The organism is Pedobacter anseongensis (genome assembly GCF_037482965.1).
Lineage (GTDB): Bacteria > Bacteroidota > Bacteroidia > Sphingobacteriales > Sphingobacteriaceae > Pedobacter > Pedobacter anseongensis.
The window spans coordinates 162,652-181,074 of record NZ_JBBHKB010000005.1; the positions used below are offsets into that span (position 1 = coordinate 162,652).

The 18,423-nt window shown below is 36.5% G+C and carries 12 protein-coding genes, 2 tRNA genes and 1 pseudogene; 3 read left to right on the forward strand and 12 right to left on the reverse strand.

Features of this window, described 5'->3' with window-relative positions:
* Positions 1 to 6: 6 nt before the first annotated feature.
* From WG904_RS17675 to WG904_RS17715, 9 genes are all read right to left on the reverse strand, one after another.
* Positions 7 to 585 carry a GNAT family N-acetyltransferase gene (locus WG904_RS17675; RefSeq protein WP_339580675.1) on the reverse strand — a complete coding sequence of 193 codons (579 nt, stop codon included), beginning with the start codon at positions 583 to 585 and terminating at the stop codon, positions 7 to 9.
* A 139-nt stretch (positions 586 to 724) separates the two neighbouring features.
* A complete protein-coding gene (locus tag WG904_RS17680) occupies positions 725 to 2,206 on the reverse strand; it encodes a TlpA family protein disulfide reductase (protein ID WP_339580676.1) in 1,482 nt (493 codons plus the stop codon).
* 8 nt (positions 2,207 to 2,214) lie between these two features.
* Entirely contained in the window at positions 2,215 to 3,591 is a 1,377-nt protein-coding gene (locus WG904_RS17685; protein WP_339580677.1) for a RagB/SusD family nutrient uptake outer membrane protein, read from the reverse strand.
* Positions 3,592 to 3,598: 7 nt separating this feature from the next.
* The gene (locus tag WG904_RS17690) at positions 3,599 to 7,093 is read right to left on the reverse strand and encodes a SusC/RagA family TonB-linked outer membrane protein (RefSeq protein ID WP_339580678.1); all 3,495 of its coding nucleotides are present in this window, start codon (positions 7,091 to 7,093) and stop codon (positions 3,599 to 3,601) included.
* Between the two features lie 287 nt (positions 7,094 to 7,380).
* The gene (locus WG904_RS17695; protein WP_339580679.1) at positions 7,381 to 8,568 is read right to left on the reverse strand and encodes a FecR family protein; all 1,188 of its coding nucleotides are present in this window, start codon (positions 8,566 to 8,568) and stop codon (positions 7,381 to 7,383) included.
* Between the two features lie 110 nt (positions 8,569 to 8,678).
* Entirely contained in the window at positions 8,679 to 9,284 is a 606-nt protein-coding gene (locus WG904_RS17700; protein WP_339580680.1) for an RNA polymerase sigma factor, read from the reverse strand.
* A gap of 116 nt (positions 9,285 to 9,400) precedes the next feature.
* The gene (mobC, locus tag WG904_RS17705) at positions 9,401 to 11,425 is read right to left on the reverse strand and encodes a conjugal transfer protein MobC (RefSeq protein WP_339580681.1); all 2,025 of its coding nucleotides are present in this window, start codon (positions 11,423 to 11,425) and stop codon (positions 9,401 to 9,403) included.
* A 15-nt stretch (positions 11,426 to 11,440) separates the two neighbouring features.
* Positions 11,441 to 12,694, reverse strand: a complete 1,254-nt coding sequence (locus tag WG904_RS17710) for a relaxase/mobilization nuclease domain-containing protein (RefSeq protein WP_339580682.1) — start codon at positions 12,692 to 12,694, stop codon at positions 11,441 to 11,443.
* A complete protein-coding gene (locus tag WG904_RS17715) occupies positions 12,679 to 13,083 on the reverse strand; it encodes a mobilization protein (RefSeq protein ID WP_339580683.1) in 405 nt (134 codons plus the stop codon). Before WG904_RS17715 ends, WG904_RS17710 begins: the two co-directional genes overlap by 16 nt.
* 331 nt (positions 13,084 to 13,414) lie before the next feature.
* On the opposite strand from WG904_RS17715, the gene WG904_RS17720 reads away from it, so the two are divergent.
* A complete protein-coding gene (locus WG904_RS17720; protein ID WP_339580684.1) occupies positions 13,415 to 13,597 on the forward strand; it encodes a hypothetical protein in 183 nt (60 codons plus the stop codon).
* Positions 13,594 to 14,322: pseudogene (locus tag WG904_RS19675) on the forward strand (recombinase family protein); the annotation flags it as partial. The gene WG904_RS17720 and the pseudogene WG904_RS19675, both read left to right, overlap by 4 nt.
* Positions 14,323 to 15,098: 776 nt before the next feature.
* Here WG904_RS19675 and WG904_RS17730 read toward each other — a convergent pair.
* The 3 genes from WG904_RS17730 to WG904_RS17740 all read right to left on the reverse strand — a co-directional run bounded on the left by WG904_RS17730 (position 15,099) and on the right by WG904_RS17740 (position 15,902).
* A tRNA-Leu gene (locus tag WG904_RS17730) sits at positions 15,099 to 15,183 on the reverse strand.
* A gap of 53 nt (positions 15,184 to 15,236) precedes the next feature.
* A tRNA-Gly gene (locus WG904_RS17735) sits at positions 15,237 to 15,309 on the reverse strand.
* A 104-nt stretch (positions 15,310 to 15,413) separates the two neighbouring features.
* Entirely contained in the window at positions 15,414 to 15,902 is a 489-nt protein-coding gene (locus WG904_RS17740; RefSeq protein WP_339580686.1) for a regulatory protein RecX, read from the reverse strand.
* A 59-nt stretch (positions 15,903 to 15,961) separates the two neighbouring features.
* On the opposite strand from WG904_RS17740, the gene WG904_RS17745 reads away from it, so the two are divergent.
* On the forward strand, positions 15,962 to 18,412 hold the full coding sequence (locus WG904_RS17745; protein ID WP_339580687.1) for a bifunctional UDP-N-acetylmuramoyl-tripeptide:D-alanyl-D-alanine ligase/alanine racemase: 2,451 nt from the start codon (positions 15,962 to 15,964) through the stop codon (positions 18,410 to 18,412).
* Positions 18,413 to 18,423: the final 11 nt, after the last annotated feature.

The following is an 18,423-nucleotide window of genomic DNA, read 5'->3' on the forward strand; positions in this document are numbered from 1 at the left end:
AGATAATCAGTTAGAAAAGGGCAATCTTAGAAAATAGAGTTGATAGCCGAGTTCAAGCATGTCATAAACTTCAAAACCAAATTTTTTATACCACGGTAGATTAGCAAGCGTCGAGGTTTCCAAATAAATCGGACGGTTCTCCTGTTGGCAAGCAATAATAACTTCATTCATTAGCTTCTTACCCAAACCAAATTTCTGATATTTTGGTTCAACTCCAATGAACCAAATGTATGCCATTCTAACCCTTGGCTGTACTGCTTTAATCTTCGCCTCCCTTTTTATTGCTTTGACCACATTGCACACTCCAATACTCCAAATGATCAGTTTCAAATCGTGAGATACTAATTCAATAGTCATTTTTTTCAAATCAGGGTAAAGTAAAAGCGCACATGCTTTTCTGTCATCAGATAGTACAACTTTTCCAAACCTATAGCATACCTCAAAAGCGTATTCCATTAGCTTTTTGATTCTTATTAATCTTAACTCGTCCTGTTTAACAATAAAATTCACACTTGCATTCTGGTCAAAGGCATAGGTCAAAATTTCAACAGCTCGATCTTTGTCATTTGGTTGCGCTATTATCATAAAATGTATTTTTGCTAACAAAAAAAAGCACGTCTGAAAATCCTTTCAGATCGTGCCTAATTAACTATTATTTACCTAAATTTATGAAAAGAGATTTTTGCTCCTGTCTTTAAAATTTTTACTTGTTTGTTTGTGGAAATCATTTGAAATCACTTTTTAGTAATTGTTCTATTGTTTTGATTAATAGGTCCTTCTCTCTAATTTCAGAAAAACTATTTGTCCTAAACAGGTTTCCATTTTTATCTATCAACATCGGATGTGGATATGATTTTATACCATAATAACTAATAATCGGATGTTCTTTTCCTAAATTTGAAGTATATAAATTGATCACATCATTAGACGTATAATCTCCAGAAGCGACACTTTTCTTCCATAGTTCAAAATTTTTATCTATAGAAATAGTAATAAAAACTATATTATTGTTAGCTTTATAAAGCTCCTCTACATCTTTGAGTTGATTTTGATAAAATAAACGGCATGGTGCACAGCCAGTGAACCAAAAGTCAATAAAGACAATCTTTCCCTTAAAATCAGTCAGTTGTACCGTTTTTCCAAAGATATTGGTAAGAGAAAAATTATATGCTTTGGCTCCATCAGCAAGTCTAGAATATTTGGACAGAATTTGTTTCACCTCTTTTAAATTGACTTTAGTCAACGCGTCATGAATTAAACTGTCCATATTTTTTAATTGATTAACATACAGATAGAAGAAATTAGCTATCAATTTATCTTTAAGTAAGCTATCGCTTTGTTGCAAAATTTCTCGATATGTATTTAGGTATGCACTTTCATTATCAGAGATATAATTTTTCACGAATAAGTCACTTATGATAAATACAGGTTGGCTCTTAGAGTATTTGTTCCTAGTTGGGTAGGAGGTATTTTCTTGTATATGCTTCTTATAAAGACTTAGTAGCGTATCTTTTGAATGGTTATCTGTCTTCTTTATTTCATAAAAGAATGTATTTATTTTTTCTACTGCAGTTTCACTTTGAATATCTGTTAAAAATAATTGATAAGCAGGAATAGATAATTTATCCTTATAATTTTTTAGTAAATTCTCAAGATCAAAATACAAATTATCTATGTGATTATTTTCGTTGTAGTAGTAAAAACCGTCTTTTTTTGATAGTAATGGAAGGCCGTGTCGCTTGTTATGTATGTTGTTGAGGTCTTTGAAACATTCTAGGTTTATCGCCCCATTACCTATGGCTTCAAAATTGAAATGCTTGTTAATTACATTTTGCGATATTATAATTGTTATATCGTTCCCATTCTCGATAGGACATAGGGAAATCACGTCCTTGAAAAGTGAATATGAATTAGCATCTGAAGTTTTTAAAAAAATCGAAAAATATCCAATTTCCCTGCTAGTTAGTATAATCTCGGACTTTCCATCAACAATTTTTAAAGCGGTATCAATTGATGGAACATTTGATAATACATTACCCAAAAAGGCATTGTCATAATATTTAACATAAATTGAATCAGTAATTAAATTTAAGCTGCTTGTTAAAATTGTGATTTTGGTACTTGCTTTAACGGCATTTGAAGCAAATGTTAAAGAGTATGTTAAGGCAATTGTAAGCATACCAATTGTCTTAAATATTTTAGTCATGTCCTTTTTCATCTAATATTTTGTTCGATTCCACTTAACCTAATTTCTACATCTGGTATTTGATATACGTAACGAGCGTCATTTGCAGTAAGAGTATACGTTTGATTATTAATTGTTCTTACAAGTGTTTTTTGAAATCTAGGATCGGTATTTAGTCTTCGCAAATCTTCCCACCTTATTTGACCTGTGAATGGCAATTCTTTTCGTCTTTCAAGTAGGATTTTTTCGAGTGCTTCAGTGGCGTTATTTAGATTAATATCTACATACGAACCAGTTTTATATCGTTTTCTTAATAGCGAGTTTAAATCTGCACTAGCATCTTGAAATTTATTTATTCTGGCGTAGGATTCTGCTCTATTTAAATAGACCTCATTAATGGCTAAGCCGCCAAATAAATCAGTTGTTCCACTATACGCCCCTCTAAATACAACCTGATTGGCAGGTTCGGAGATAATACGATAGAAAAGGATTTTCCTTAAATCATTATTCTGATATGATTTATATATTACGCTATCTATCCATCCTTTTCCTGTGTATGGTCTGATGATTTGACTAGTCGAAATATTAGCAAAAAAAACTATTTCTGAGTTACCTGTCTTAAAGTTTGGAAATGGCAGTGGAGCAGTTGTGGATAATGTATTGAAATCTAAAAGTGAATTATTGCTACCTAAAACTTTTGTTGAGGAAGCAATGCAATTATCGAAATCGCCCATGCATAGATATATTCTAGATAGAAGAGCTTGGCATGCTGATTTACTTGGCCTTGATAGAAAAAGTGCTCTAGCAGGCAAAAGTCCTTCGGCTTCATTTAGATCTTTTATAACCTGGGAATATACTTCTTCAATAGAATTTCTTTTTGAGATAATGTTTACGTCGGCACTTAGTCTTAAAGGAATTCCCAAATCATTTTTTGTATTCGTACTATATTGCTTTGCAAAATTTTGAACTAAATTATAAAAAGCAAATGCTCTATGAAATAATGCAGCGCCTTTTACTTCTGAATATTGCACTGCATTCTGTTCATTGATTTTGATTTTATTTAATCCTTCTAAAACAACATTGCAAATTTCTATTTTTTCATAGGAAAAGTTCCAGTCATTACTTGTACCGCCTTCTAAAATATCCTTAGACCATATATATGCATTTCTAGGTATTACAGCCTGAGACTGCCAATCCGAAGTCAAAGTAAAATAGTTGTCACTTCCTACTAAACCTAGTCCAGGATAATTTGTATTCATTTTTCCCTCATTGTCTAATAGTTTTTGTAAGTCTTCTATTGTTGTAGGAACAACTTGTGATATTGAATATTTCTTTTCTAACCAATCTTTTTTACATGATATTGAGATCACACATATTGATAGAATAACATAAAATATATTTTTCATAACGCAATTAAAAATTAGTTCTTAATGAAATCGAGTAAGTTTTGGGACTTGGTAAAGCTGTAATTGATCCATTAGATATTGCATCTGGATCATATCCTGATTTGTTTGCTTTCCAAAGTATACCTAGATTGTTCGCATAGAAGTAAATAACAACATTTTTAAATGATGCTTGCTTAGAAAGTATATTTGAAAGGTTGTAACTTAGCGATATATCCTGTAATCTAATATGATCTGCTTTCTCTATATTAACTTCAGAATTTTCATAAAATGAATTTCTATTATCATTTGTTTGGTAAATTAAAGATGGTACGTTTGTGAAAGCTTCATCACCAGGTTTCTGCCATCTGTAAACATAATCATTGTGTATTCCTTTAGAAGATGTCAGAAGATTTTGGTAATTTAAGTTAATCGTGCGCTTCTTGAAGTAATATTTCATCGCATACGTGATATTTACTGAAGCCGAAAAGCCCTTAAATGAAAACATATTTCTAATTGACCCAAATATTAAGGGTCTAGTGGAACCATTATAGACAATCCCGTTTCCAACGGTTGCATTAGATATTATCGAAGTATAATCCTTACTATTAAGATTGTTTATGAAACCTATTGGATCACCATTCACAGGGTCAAGTCCCGCATATTTAAATGAATAAAGTCCATTGATAGAATTTCCAATAGCTGAAGAACCTGTATATCCACTAGTTATTTGTATTCCTGTCGTATTTTTTGATGAATAGTCAAGAACTTTGCTTGTTGATAAGTTTGTTAAAAGGTTTGTTGACCAATTGAAAATACCAGAAATATTATTTGAAGTTAGGTTTATATCGATACCTGATGCTGATGTTTTTGAAATATTTCCAAGTACATTTGTAAATCCTGTCGATGGAGCAAGTTCAATATTATCTATTAAATCTTTACCTGTCTTTTTATATATATCGATAGAGCCTGTTAAAACATCTTTATTTGTTTTGAAATCTATCCCGAAATTAGTCGTTCTGATAGTTTCCCATTGAAGTTCAGGATTTGGTGCAGTTATAATATTTCCGTTACTTAATCCTGTATTGATACTTGTTCCTATATAAGCGGCTGTCAGATACGCAGAACCAAAATAAACATTGCCATTATAACCATAACTTCCACGTATTTTTAAATATGGTAACCAAGTTAGTTTATACCATTTTTCGTTACTACTAACCCAACCTAAATCAACTGCGCCTAATGGAGTGACTTTATCGTTGGCTTTAACTCCAAAAATATTAGCTCCATCACGTCTGCCACTTAGTGTGATTGAATATCGATCTTTAAATGAATAAAATATTTTAGCCATTTGAGAAATATATCGTTGAGTAGTACTTAATATTGACCCGTTTGGCTCTGGAATACGACCTCCAAATCCCCCTGTTTGGGTAAGGAAAGTTGAATAATTTAAAGCATTTGAAGATGTTCCATATTCTGTGAATCCATACGAAATTCTGCCGTCGAAATTCTCGTTAACCGACTCTCTAACTTCGTAGCCTACGAGTCCATTTATTGAATGATGTCCGAAATGTTTTGCAAAATTCAATTGACTCCTATAACTATTTGCTGTACTATTCCCGTTGCCTTGATATAAAATTCCGCCTTTCGGAACTTGGAAAGTAAAGGATTTCGATGTAGGATTGTATATTGTAAATGTGTTTATTAGATTTCTGGAAAAAAAAGAATTCTGATCATACAGGTTTGAATTAGTTGACGTAGATTTTTGATTCTGGTATTGTAAGTCAATGCTGAGCCAATCATTGAATTCGTATTTGGCCGATAAAGCTATTCGTAAATTATTGTTTTTAATTCTATTATTGACCAGGTTAATCTCATCTATTGGACGCAATTTCCAATCAAGAAATCCTAATTTCGAAAGACTATCTACGTAACTTAAAGAATGATTTTGTACAATTGCAGATGATGCTCCGCTTTTATCAACTAAAGTTGCATAGCTATAAATTGTTGAATTGTCTGGTCCAGATAAGTTTCCCCATGAAAACCTATTGTTTTTTACTGCGTTTGATTGGCTGAAAACTATAGAAGATGTAAATTGCAGCCCTTTTATGGGTGTATATGTGTTAATATTGGTTACACTTAAACGATTCGAATTATTTTTTATTAAATTTTCCTTAAAATCGTCATAGCCTAGACCAACGTAATAGGTCGTATTTGTGCCTCCTCCGCTTAAATTTAACGCGTATTGCTGAACTTGATTCTTCCTGTAAATGTATTTTAGAAAGTCATCCCTAACATCATTTAATTTAAATTCATTTAATTGGTTCTCTCCTTCGGTAGAAGTTAACTTGCCAGTTTTCAGTTTTTGGAATATATCAACAGCAGGAGTTAAACCTGGATACTCATTTGTGTTTGAAATTTTATTGTTATAATAGCCATTATCAAATAAAACTTTTTCTATTGAGATAAAATCAGAGGAGTTTAGAAATTGTTGATCGTAAAAAATATCAGGTTTTTCAGTAATTGTGTAGCTTGTGTTAAATCCTATTTTAAGTCCCTGATTTAACTTACCTTTTTTAGTTGTGATAACTATTACGCCATTGCCGCTTCTAGCGCCCCATAACGAAGCTGCAGAAGCGTCTTTTAAAATAGAGATATTTTCAATATCGTTAGGGTTTAGTGAATTTATATCTCCTTCAAAAGGAAAACTATCAACTACAATCAGAGGAGTAGAATTAGCGATGAAAGTTGTTTGGCCTCGAACTGTTATTCCAGTTGAATTTGTACCTTGATTTACTGTGTTATTAAAGTAAGCTCCACTTGATATACCGTTTAATCGACTAAGAACATCGGAACTTACTCGTCTATTAAATAATTCATTATCTATAGTAGTAACTGATCCATTAATACGCTCTTTCGAAACTGTTTCATAGCCTGTCGAAACCACTCCAACCTCATTTAGTTGATTTATAGAAATATCAAGTTTAATATTTCCAAGATTTTTAGCAGCAATTAATTCCTTAGTCTTAAAACCAAGTGACGAAATCTCCAACATCGCATCTTCTGCTATGTTTTTTATTATAAATTGACCGTTATTATCTGTTTTAGTTATAATACTGGTACCTTTGACCTTGATTGTGGCACCTGCAATCGGATCACCTCTTTCATCTACAATTTTTCCAGTGACATCTATTGTAGACAGATAATCTATTATCCTCTCTAAAACGGACTTAGACTTTTCCTTAATGATAATCGTTTTTTCCTCTATTTCGTAATCTAGATTATTTCCATAAATAATTTCTTTCATTACTAAATCCACTGGTGCATCTTGAAAATTCGCATCAATGCGTTTCGAGGAGTTAAACTCAGTGCTCTTAATGAGTACATCATATCCAGTTTGTTTACGGAGCTCAAAAAACAACTTTAGATAAGATATATTTTTTTCCTTGAGGGTCAGATTTTGCCCAAAGGTCGCTGCGCTCACCTGCATCAGTGATAACAGGATTATAGTTGCAGTCAGTTTCATGATAATCAGTAGTTTATGTACATAGCTATTCGGCGTACGAAAAATTTTAGTATATTTTTTATACATTTGATATTCTGTTAATGATGTCGTGTCCATCTTTCCACAGACTTCAGCACTTCATCAGGTTCAATACTTTGTTAACTCAATGTTTGATGTGACAGATAAAAAGGGCTTCGACGGCAAATCGAGGTCCTTTTTCGTCTTGATGATACTATTGCGTTTCCTTTTTTTCTTTCATGTCTTTAGTTGTTTATTAGGTTTACTTTTTATAACAGGTTGGTTAGACCTTATTTATTTTTTCTAGCAATAATTATCTTATTTTTTTCAATATTAAATTTCGCCACTTTCGTTTTTTCCAACATCTTCAGCACCTTTGATACATTTTCAAACTTACTTATGGTTCCCAAAAAAGTTTCTTTTTTTAGTGAAGCATCTTCATACAACACCTCTACATTGTACCAAAGTGCAATCTGAGCCATGATATTTTCCAACGATTCGTTGTTGAAAATGAAGAAACCTTCTTTCCACGCGATCACATATTCCGCTTCAATATCCCTCACATCAGTACCTTTCTCGGTTAACACCATCTGTTGGTTGGGTTTTAATATTTTTGAAATGCCCGTTTTGGTTATGATCTTAACTGAGCCTTCTAATAAGGTTGTTTTGATCTTAGAAGATTTAGAATAACTTTCGATATTAAAATGGGTACCTAAAACCTCAACTTCCTGTTTTTCACCTTTTACAATGAACGGATGCGCCTTATCCTTTGCCACCTCAAAATATCCCTCACCCGATAAAAAGACTTCCCGTTTAGCATATCTTTTAAAATTCGTCGGATATTTCAGCGAAGATTCCGCATTTAAAAACACGAGGGAACCATCAGGCAAACGCACCTGCGATTGTTCACCTCGTGTAGTAGATAAGGTATTGTAAGTAAGATTATTTCCATCGTTTCCTGTAACCTCGTAGATCAATTGCCCGTCTTTAGTTTTAGTTATTTTTACGCCAGCTTCATTTGCAATATTCCCTGCAAGTGCATCATTGATCAAGATCTTGCGACCATCGGCCAAGGTAAGGGTTGCCCCATTTTTGCCAGGGGCAATGTCATTGGCATATTCAAGATTTTTAGTTAGACCTTCATTTAGATTTTTGCTATAGAACCAGATACCTGCCGAAACCAAGGCTACGACAACAGCAGCTGCTATACCAATACGTGGCCAAAGCCTTATCTTTCTGATCGGCGCTTTTGGCTGTTCACTACTGAAAATATTTTCAAGAATCATCTTGCGCTGCTTTTCAGAAGCCGAAACCAAACTTTCCTCTTGATGATAAGCCTTTTCTATTAGCCTTTCCAATATTTCACCGTATACTGGATCGCTGGTAAAATCCCAAAACTCTTCCAATTCCTCTGGGCTTGCCTGATCGGTCAAGTATAGTTTTAATAGATGTTCTATTTTATTCTGTATGTTATCCATAGTATCCGAATAGGGTAGAAAATGGTTGTTTCTTTTATGGACACCAAAAAAATCAGGGCAGGGTCGGTTGCGCCGTAAGAAATGTTGCAACTAACTGATATTCAATGAAATTATTTGCTTAGCGCAATAATTAATAGCGGATAATAGATTGCATTTTTGCGGAAATGTTCCCGTATGATTGCCAACGCCTTTTTCATGTGGCCACGCACTGTTTCCTTAGAAATGCCCATAGCAAGTGCAGCTTCTTCGTATTTAAGCCCATCTAAATGGCAAAGCTGGTAGACCTGCCGTTGCTGTGGGGCAAGGTGGTCAAGGGCATCGTTCAGCATGTGCATGGCAGACTTGTAATCCAGTTGCTGATGGATAGGGTCATATCCAAGCGTTTGGGAAAACTCGCTTGCATCAATATCCATTTGAACACCTAACCTTTTTTTGCGTTCCAGATCACGAAGGGCATTCAGGCAATGGTTGCGAACCATCCTGCTCAGGTAGCCACCGAAACTTTCAATTTCAACTAACTTTGCTCTAAATGACCAGACTTTTAAAAAAACATCCTGCACGATTTCCAGTGCCAATTCTTCGGATTTAGTCAGTTTGATACTGAAAGATAGGATGTCCCTATGGTAATGGTTGAACAGTATCGTAAAGGCACGCTGATCCCCTGTGGCAATCTTTGCCAGCACTTCTGTTTCGTTGATAAGGGGAGTCAATGCCATACCGTACTATCCAGTAAATTTAAGTATAAATACGCCCCAATAATAATCATAATTATCTATTTTCCTATTAGGCTAACATTAAGTTTGACGTATGAGACTATCTTAAAATGATTCGGTTACATAGATATTGGTCTTTCCTGTTCTGAAAATCCCTCATCTGTTTTGCTTTTATCTTCTTTTGGTGGTTTTGGATATTTCGCTTTGATCTTTTTGCATTCTTCGGCTAGTAACTTTTCAATGTCATTTTTGATCTTTTGGTAGTTCTCTGCCACATCCCTTGCCGATACCTTTTCAATAATTGGAATGGGTTTATAATTTGCTTCCTCTTGTGCAATCGCTTTGTGGTCATTCTGTATCTCGCAGTGGAACATCTTTAAGCTAATCTTCTGCTCTGGATTATCGGCTACAATGCCCACAAATTCCCCCGATGACAATGCCGAAATCTTTGATGCTGGAAGGGCATAATCTAACTGTGTTGATTTGGAAATAGACACATCACTGCTGTTGATACTCTTGCTCTGCCTGTCCTGCATGATCTTCCCAAAATTCTCGCTTAGTTTTTTTGCCGTACTTCCCGTAACCTGTCCGCTGATGATATTGCCGATAATCCCCGTAATAACATCGGCCTGCTCACTGCCATAATCTTTTTTAAGCTGGCTAAAATCCTGTACCGCTAAAGTCGTAGCAACCTTATTGCTTCTTGCCGTTGCAATCAGACTATCCATGTTGTTAAAATAGATAGTCGGAAATTCATCAAACACCAAACTGCTTTTCAACTGATTTTTTCGATTAACGAGTTTAATCATCCTAGAAATATACAATGATAATACTGCGCCATAAACCTGCAATTTCTGAGGGTTATTACCTACGCAAACTATCTTGGGCTCTTTGGGATTATTCACGTCCAATGTAAAATCATTGCCACTCAATACATAGTACAATTGAGGTGAGGATAATCGAGCCAGCCCAATCTTTGCCGATGCAATTTGTCCTTCCAGTTGCGCCATTGCCTTGTTCTGGTAAGCTGAAATAAACGGGTTGACCAAAACCCTGATCTCTTCCTGCTCAAACAGCACGGCAAAAAGCTTATCATAGTCTGCCTGCATCAGTTCGATTACATGGGGCAAAGTGCAATACCTGCCATCTTCATATTTCCGCAAATACCAGATAATTGCCGTTAAAAAATTGATGGGACTTTCCACAAAGAAATCACCTTGTTTTTTGATCCAGTCCCTGTTCAGCCCCATCATAATGGTGCGGCTAGCTTCTGTCGCATCCGTGATATCGTTCATTGCGCTTGGGTCTAATGGGTTGCAACGGTGGGTACGGTTCAAGTTGTCAAAGTTGATGATGTAGAATTTGGGCTTAACCTTATAATTCTGCTGATATTGCAACAGCTTGTTGTAGGCAATCTTGGAAAGGTCGTCAAACTTGAAATCATAAAGGAACATGGAAAAGCCTTTTTTGATGTGCTGGTCGATGATATGTCGTATCACAAAATACGATTTTCCTGCGCCTGGGGTTCCCGCTACAAGCAATCCACGAAAAGGATTGATGAAATTGATCCAGCTATCTCGAACCTTGTCTTTGAGTTTGTATTTAGCGGGCAGGTTAATGGAATATTCGTTTTCCAATAGCCGTTCTTCCTGTGGAAAGGTTTCGTTTTCCGAGTTGAAAATATCATTGTTTAAACCGTTTTTTATCAACCTTGATAACAACGTACCACCTGTTAGGATCAACAAATAGCCAACCATTGTAATAGCAATATATACTACAGCATCAATCGTTGGTGTTGCATTCAAATAAAAACATAATACACTGATAAAGTATAAGAGCAAGCCTGTAATCAAGTAGGCTATAATTACATTCTTCTGTATCTTTTCATCCTTTCTGCCTTTTATCCCAAATAGCGAAACTACTAATAGCAAAAGCCCTGCAAGCTTTGGATAGAGCACGTTTTTGAAAAGCCCTGTTTTTGAGAAATTGGCGATAATTCGATCTGTAATTTCTGCCGTAAATCCCCATTGTTTGAATGCCAAATAACAGCATAGGTAGAAATGGATAGCGAGTATAAAAATGCTGATGAGCCTTGTAAAATCTACAATTTTTCTAAGCCCCTGAATGTCTTCGCCTGTATTCATAATAATATAGTTTCATTAAAGTCCTTGTTGTGGTTCCTGTCCCTGTGATTTCCCTTTTTTGCGTCTGCGTTTTTTGCCTAATAGCGGAGCAGGTTCATTATTGCCCTTGGCCAGTATCATATCCAAGAAGTTGGTTGGTGTTGAAGGTTTAAGGAAATCGGTTTTTTCCTGTTGCTGTAAATGGGTCTCTTTTTCTTTTTTTATTGGAACATCAGTTTCCCTGAACCGTTCCAATAATGCCTTAGCACCGTACGACTTGTGCAGGTCGCTACCATTAAATGCTGTTTTGCGGTTGTGGTCGATAAACGTAACACCATAAATAAAACCCTGTTCGTTCTGACGGAACAGGCAAGCGATGTTCCGTTTATCCAATTCCTCAATAAATGTTGATCTCGTTAACCCGTGGTAGCGGTCAAATACCTTTTCGATTGCAGAGATTAACGGTTCTTTGAGTACTTTGCGTTTTTCTTTGTTAAAGCCAGACTGCTTTCCGATGTTATCTAAAGTCGGTTTGCAATAGATATGACTTGCCTTGATCGGGATGCCGATAGGCTCGCCTTTTTCACCAACAATGGAATAGAGCAGACCTCTGTTCTCGAACATCTTTGTATCTTCTCTTCCACGAATTGCGGTAATATTGAATTGCTTCAAAACCGCATTGTATTCTGCAAATGAGGTATATCTATACGTGCGCATGACTGCGCTTACGATATTGCTAATCGTTCGTTTGGTCGGTTTGCTGCCATACGTCGCTTTTTCAATTTCAGCCGCCTTGATGCCTAAAACATTTCTCAATTGCCTGCCCGAAGCCTGTACAAGTTTGTATTCTTTTTCTATTTCTATCCTTGCGTTCTCGGACAGCCTGTAACCTATACCGTGAATATCAATTCGCTTGCCCTCTTTGGTGACGTTGGTGGTCACGATATGGATGTGGGGATGGTTTGCATCAAAATGCCTATAGACCAAATGCGGCTGTTCACCAAAGCCAATCCGTTCCATATATTCTGCGGTTATCTGCTGAAGCTTTTCATTGTCCAGTTTGTCCGAAGGATCAAAGTTGAGCGTAATGTGTAGGGCATTTGTTTTCACCCTGCCATTGAGTTCGGTCAGACGTTCAAAACGTTTTAGTTTTTGAATGATGTGCATCTGTTCCACTTCCCCTGCGAAGCCACTGGCCATGATCAGTTTAGCTTGGTTTTCTGCAACCTTATCTTCATTATAGTGGATAATCCCTCGAATACTCTTACCACTCGCTATTTTTGCAACCATTGTACAGCCAGTTTTGAAATGATGGTGAGCAATCGGTCTACTTTTTCACCAACCACATTGTAAAGCACTACCGTTTTGCTTGCATGGAACGCCCGTTCAGTTTGGCTCTTGCAGGCGTTGAAATATCGGGTCTGCTGGTTGATGTTGATGCCAATTGCTTTCAGTTCTTTTCTGATCAGTGCCATTTCTTCCATCGGGGCGTTCATCGAAATATCCTTGTGCAGACAGTTGATGCGCTCTTTGGAAAGTATCTTCCTTGCGATTTCTGCGATGCTCTGGCTATCGCTTGCTTTGCACAGCTTATCCAATTTCTGATACAGGGCATCATTTACCCTAATGATCAGGTTATGTTTGAGCAGTTCATCATCCGGTGTTTTCGGTCTTGGCATACCTCACTTTTAAACGTTCAAAGAATTACGAGTTCCGAGTAATTCTCCCGACCACAAGGGCGGCAAGATGTTTTTGCGCATGCAAAAATCCATCTTGCTGCCAACCCTCGGTGGCCAAAAAGCACCCTAAGAACGTCACTTCGCAATTCTTTTTTCAATGGTTATCTATCTAGGCCAAAAGTGAAAAACCTGCTGATTGTTCTTTCCAAGCTTGGAAGAATAAGCTCTTCGACATGCCATTAAATAGTTCGTAAGATGTATTGTCAGCGATTAGGCTTATCGTTTTTCCAAGCTCGTTTCTATGGCTTTAAAAGGGAAAGATATTTGAACAATGAGAAAAGCAAAGCGTGTCGGAGAAGAGGTTAAAGCTGATAGCAAAAGCCTATCGGAAAGGCCATTATCCATCGATAAAAAGAATGAAGAAATGACAGAAATCTACGCAGGAAGCGAGGAGGTAATGCTAAATTTAGTCGTAGAAATCATTGTTAAAATAATAAAAAAGGAGGTTTTATGAATGCGATTGGGTATATACGTTTGAGTATAAAAGACCAGTCCAACTATTCGCTGGAATATCAGGAGAAAAGCATCAGGGACTATTGCGACCGCAACAACGTAAACGTATTGGCGGTGTTCAAAGACAATGGAAAAAGTAGCTATACTTTTGACCGTCCAGATTACATCGCACTAGAGGATTTTATCAAGAAGCACAAAAAGAAAGTGCGCTATCTGATTGTCATGGATCATGACCGCTTTAGCCGAAACCTTTCTGAAGCGTTGACCAAGATCGATAGCCTAGAAAAGAAGCACGGATTGAAGGTGCTGGCGACCAATGAACCTTTGGATTTGGACACCACCGATCCATCTGTGTTTATGCAAAGGGCCTTCAAGTATCTGATTGCCAATGAAGAGCTTTTCCGTATCAGAAAAAGGGTCAAAACGGGCATCCGTCATGCAAGGGAAAGTGGTAGGTTCATCAATAAGGCTCCTTATGCCTATACCAATACCCGTGATGAACACAACAAATCCATTATTGTCGTGAATGAAAATGAGGCTGAAATCGTCAAGAAAATTTTTAGGGATTACTTGCGGGGCAAACAAGCCTTTATCATCCATAACGAGGTCAAACAATTGGGCTTCACTAGTAAGGGCAACAGCTCGATCACTCGGACTTTGAGCAACTGTGTATATGCAGGTTTGATCAAAGTTCCAGCTAATAAGGACACGCCCGAAAAATATGTAAAGGGACAACATAAGGCTATCATCAGCGAATCAGACTTTTGGTTGGCGCAGGAAATGTTGGGCAACAAAAGACCATCTATTGTAAGGGCTAGAAGTGAAATGCCATGGAGAGGATTATTAAAATGTCCATGTGGAATGAGTATGACCGCAGGTTGGAGCAAGGGAAAAAGGGATTACTACCTTTATTACAGGTGTACTCGGCATCGGGGAACCAATATCTCTGGTGAAAAATTGCATGAGCAATGGTATGAGCTATTAAATATGTTGAGTTTCACAAGCGAACAAGTGGATACCATTGTCAAGAATACCAAAAAGGAGTTAAAACAAACCTTGAACGATAACCTTGAACAGATTGCCGCTAGGAGGAAAGAATTAGAGGAAATTGAAGCGAAGATTGACCGTTTGGAAGCAAGGGTAATGAACGATGAGATAGAAGCCTATACCTATAAGAAATGGTTCAGTAAGTATTCGGGAGAGAAGGCCTATGTGGTTAACGAACTTGAAAAATTGAATGAACATAGAAACGATAAGTGGGGTAAGATGCTTGCCCTTTTGCCTAACTTATTGGACATTCCTTCGATTTTTGAAAAGGCTGAAATCAATGACCAGCATTTGCTCATTAAAGAGGTGTTCAAACATAAGTTCACATATCTGGGAGGGCAAGTTAGAACACCTTTACTTAATCCTGGCTTCAATCATAAGAGGTTGGTATTCAAAGAGAAAGGGCTGCTTTTGGAAGAGCAACCCTTGTCTAATTTGGGAGTTAATCCCGTTTGTACTCGGAGCGGGAATCGAACCCGCACGCCTGTTGAGGGCACAGGATTTTAAGTCCTGCGTGTCTACCAGTTCCACCATCCGAGCTTAAAAGCAATTAAGCTTTTAAAATAAATGCCTCCTGGTAGGAAGGCATTTAGAGCGAAAGACGAGATTCGAACTCGCGACCCCGACCTTGGCAAGGTCGTGCTCTACCAACTGAGCTACTTTCGCATTGTTAACATCATCCGATGTTGTCCCCATCGTTTCCGTTTGGGAATGCAAATATAAACAGATTTATATTCCCGTCAAGAAATATTTTAATAAAAATTAAGCTACTAGGGTAAGTTGTTGGCTTTCAGTACATCAAAAATTAAATCATTTTCGAAACCCTTGTTTTGAAGGTAGCTAATGAGCTTATATTTCTTTTTTAGTGAGTCTTTTTCATTAATTGTTGCTTCTTTCTTTATTGCGGAAGCTAATAAAATAGCTAAATATTCGTCCATTTGGATTCCATTTAACGCTTTTTGAATCAGCTTATCTGGGACTTTCTTCAATTTCAAGCCTTGTTTGATTTTTAATTTCCCCCATTTTTTTATCTTAAACTTACCAGATGTATAAGCATGAGCAAAGCGTTCTTCATTTAAGAAATTGGTGCTAATGAGTTCAGCAATTACTTCTTCTACCTCATTTGGGAACAAATTCCACTCATAAAGTTTATCCCTTACTTCCTGCTGAGAACGTTCTTGATAGGCACACCAACTCTCGGCTTTTAATAAAGCAGTTTTTTTATCTAAATTGAGGGGCGTTTGTTGAGTAGATTTCATAAATAATTGTTGAAATTCGTAAAAAAATAGCAGCAATTCTCTATTTATTGTTTTTTATCATGAGCAGCAATTCGTATTCGATCAACCATATTGCCAAAATATTAGCTGCAAATGCTATATTACCTCATCAAGATGCAGTTATTCAAAATTTGCTTACCGATAGCAGAACGGTGGTTGATGCCGATAGATCCTTGTTTTTTGCCATTTCTGCACAACGAAATGGGCACGACTTTATAGGAAATGCTTATGAGAATGGGATACGTAATTTTGTCGTCTCAGCGAAAATCGATGTGAAAAAATATAGTGATGCGAACTTTTTAAATGTCGATAATACCTTAATAGCATTGCAAGAACTAACTGCTTATCATCGAAAGCAGCACCATTTGCCCGTTATCGGAATTACAGGAAGCAATGGTAAGACTATAGTTAAAGAGTGGTTATTTCAATTGTTAAGTACCGATTATCATATTGTTAGAAGTCCCAAAAGCTTTAATTCTCAAATCGGTGTTCCCTTGTCGATATGGCGAATTACAGATGAAGATAACCTTGGAATTTTTGAAGCTGGTATTTCTAAGGCCAACGAAATGAATGCTTTGGCTGAGATAATTAAACCGACGATTGGTATTTTAACGAATATTGGAGAGGCCCATGCCGAAGGATTTAACTCAAAAGAAGATAAACTAAGAGAAAAGTTAAAGCTTTTCAAAAATGTGGATTTACTAATCTATGCTCCAGAGTATGCGGCAGGTGTAGAATTACCTGGGAAGAAGAAATTTTCGTGGAGCACAGTGGGGCCTGCAGATTTGCAAATCACCTCTATAACAACAAAGGAAGAAAATACAGTTCTTCATGCCATTTACCATCAAAAAAAGATTGGCTGTGAAATTTCTTTTAACGACAAAGCTTCGATAGAAAACTGTATCATTTGTTGGGCAACTTTATTAGCACTTGGATATACGCCAGAAGCAGCCGAATTAGGTTTAACGAAATTAACGCGGGTAAACATGCGCCTTGCTTTAATTAATGGGATAGAAAATTGTTCTATTATTGACGATTCGTATAGTGCAGATAGTTCTTCCTTAGCCATAGCGCTTGATTTTCTTAATCTTCAAAACCAACACCCTAAAAAAACGCTTATTTTATCCGATTTATACGAAACCGGTAAAAAGGATGAAGAGTTATATACAGAGATAGCTGCCTTATTACAGCAAAAGCAAATTGATCGATTAATCGGAATTGGTGTAAAATTATCCTCAATGGCTCATTTGTTTTCTTTAGAAGCATCATTTTATCGAAGTACGCAAGCGTTTATCGATAATTTATCATCCATTCCATTCGCTAACGAAACCATTCTAATAAAGGGAGCAAGACGCTTCGAATTCGAACGTATTACTAAAGTATTAACGCTAAAAATTCACGATACCATACTCGAAATTAACTTAAATTCCCTCGCTGGAAACCTGCAATTTTACCGAAATAAGTTAAATCATGGTGTTAAAATTATGGCGATGGTTAAAGCTTTTTCGTACGGTAGTGGGAGTTTCGAAATTGCCAATCTACTTCAATACCAGAAGGTAGATTATTTGGCAGTTGCTTATGCCGATGAGGGAATAGCTTTAAGAAAGGCAGGTATAACTTTACCTATTATGGTGATGAGCCCGGAACCTTCCGCTTTTGAAGCGATAATTAACTATAAACTGGAGCCTGAAATTTATAGCGTATCGATTTTAAAAAGTTTCATCCATTTCTTGCCCGAAAATGAAACTACGTTTAAAGTCCACCTTAAATTGGATACGGGAATGCACCGTTTAGGTTTTGAAAAAACAGACCTTCCACAACTTTTCGAACTCTTGCTTAACACGAATAAACTAATGGTTGAAACAATTTTTACTCACTTGGTTGCTACGGAGCAGGCTAGACATGATGAGTTTACAAATTTACAAATTAACGAATTCTCTTCTTTGTATTCCGAAATAACTAAACAATTAAACTATTTTCCGATTAGACATGTTTTAAACACCTCTGGCATTACTCGCTGGCCGCAAGCGCAATTTGATATGGTTAGGATAGGTATAGGCTTATATGGCTTCGATGCTGCCTTAAGCCATAATAAGGGGCTGCAGACAGTAGCTTTATTAAAAACAACGGTTACTCAAGTTAAGGATCTAAAACCTGGCGAAACTGTTGGGTATGGTCGTTCAGGGGTTTTACCTAATGGAGGAAAAATTGCGACGGTAAAGATAGGTTATGCCGATGGCTATAATCGTAAATTTGGCAATGGTGTAGGTAAAATGTTAATCAACGGGAAAATGGCACCTACAATAGGGGCAATCTGTATGGATATGTGCATGCTCGATGTAACCAACCTGACCGTTAAAACAGGTGATGAAGTTGTGGTTTTCGACCATCGGCACAGTATTGTAGATTTAGCCAAGGAAATTGATACCATTCCGTACGAAATATTAACAAATGTGTCGCAACGCGTTAAAAGAGTTTATTTTTATGAATAAAATCTCTGGTT

Coding starts and splice junctions, on each gene's coding strand:
- WG904_RS17675 (WP_339580675.1), bottom strand. CDS start 585: ATGATAATAGCGCAACCAAATGACAAAGATCGAGCTGTTGAAATTTTG.
- WG904_RS17680 (WP_339580676.1), bottom strand. CDS start 2,206: ATGACTAAAATATTTAAGACAATTGGTATGCTTACAATTGCCTTAACA.
- WG904_RS17685 (WP_339580677.1), bottom strand. CDS start 3,591: ATGAAAAATATATTTTATGTTATTCTATCAATATGTGTGATCTCAATA.
- WG904_RS17690 (WP_339580678.1), bottom strand. CDS start 7,093: ATGAAACTGACTGCAACTATAATCCTGTTATCACTGATGCAGGTGAGC.
- WG904_RS17695 (WP_339580679.1), bottom strand. CDS start 8,568: ATGGATAACATACAGAATAAAATAGAACATCTATTAAAACTATACTTG.
- WG904_RS17700 (WP_339580680.1), bottom strand. CDS start 9,284: ATGGCATTGACTCCCCTTATCAACGAAACAGAAGTGCTGGCAAAGATT.
- mobC (WP_339580681.1), bottom strand. CDS start 11,425: ATGAATACAGGCGAAGACATTCAGGGGCTTAGAAAAATTGTAGATTTT.
- WG904_RS17710 (WP_339580682.1), bottom strand. CDS start 12,694: ATGGTTGCAAAAATAGCGAGTGGTAAGAGTATTCGAGGGATTATCCAC.
- WG904_RS17715 (WP_339580683.1), bottom strand. CDS start 13,083: ATGCCAAGACCGAAAACACCGGATGATGAACTGCTCAAACATAACCTG.
- WG904_RS17720 (WP_339580684.1), top strand. CDS start 13,415: ATGAGAAAAGCAAAGCGTGTCGGAGAAGAGGTTAAAGCTGATAGCAAA.
- WG904_RS17740 (WP_339580686.1), bottom strand. CDS start 15,902: ATGAAATCTACTCAACAAACGCCCCTCAATTTAGATAAAAAAACTGCT.
- WG904_RS17745 (WP_339580687.1), top strand. CDS start 15,962: ATGAGCAGCAATTCGTATTCGATCAACCATATTGCCAAAATATTAGCT.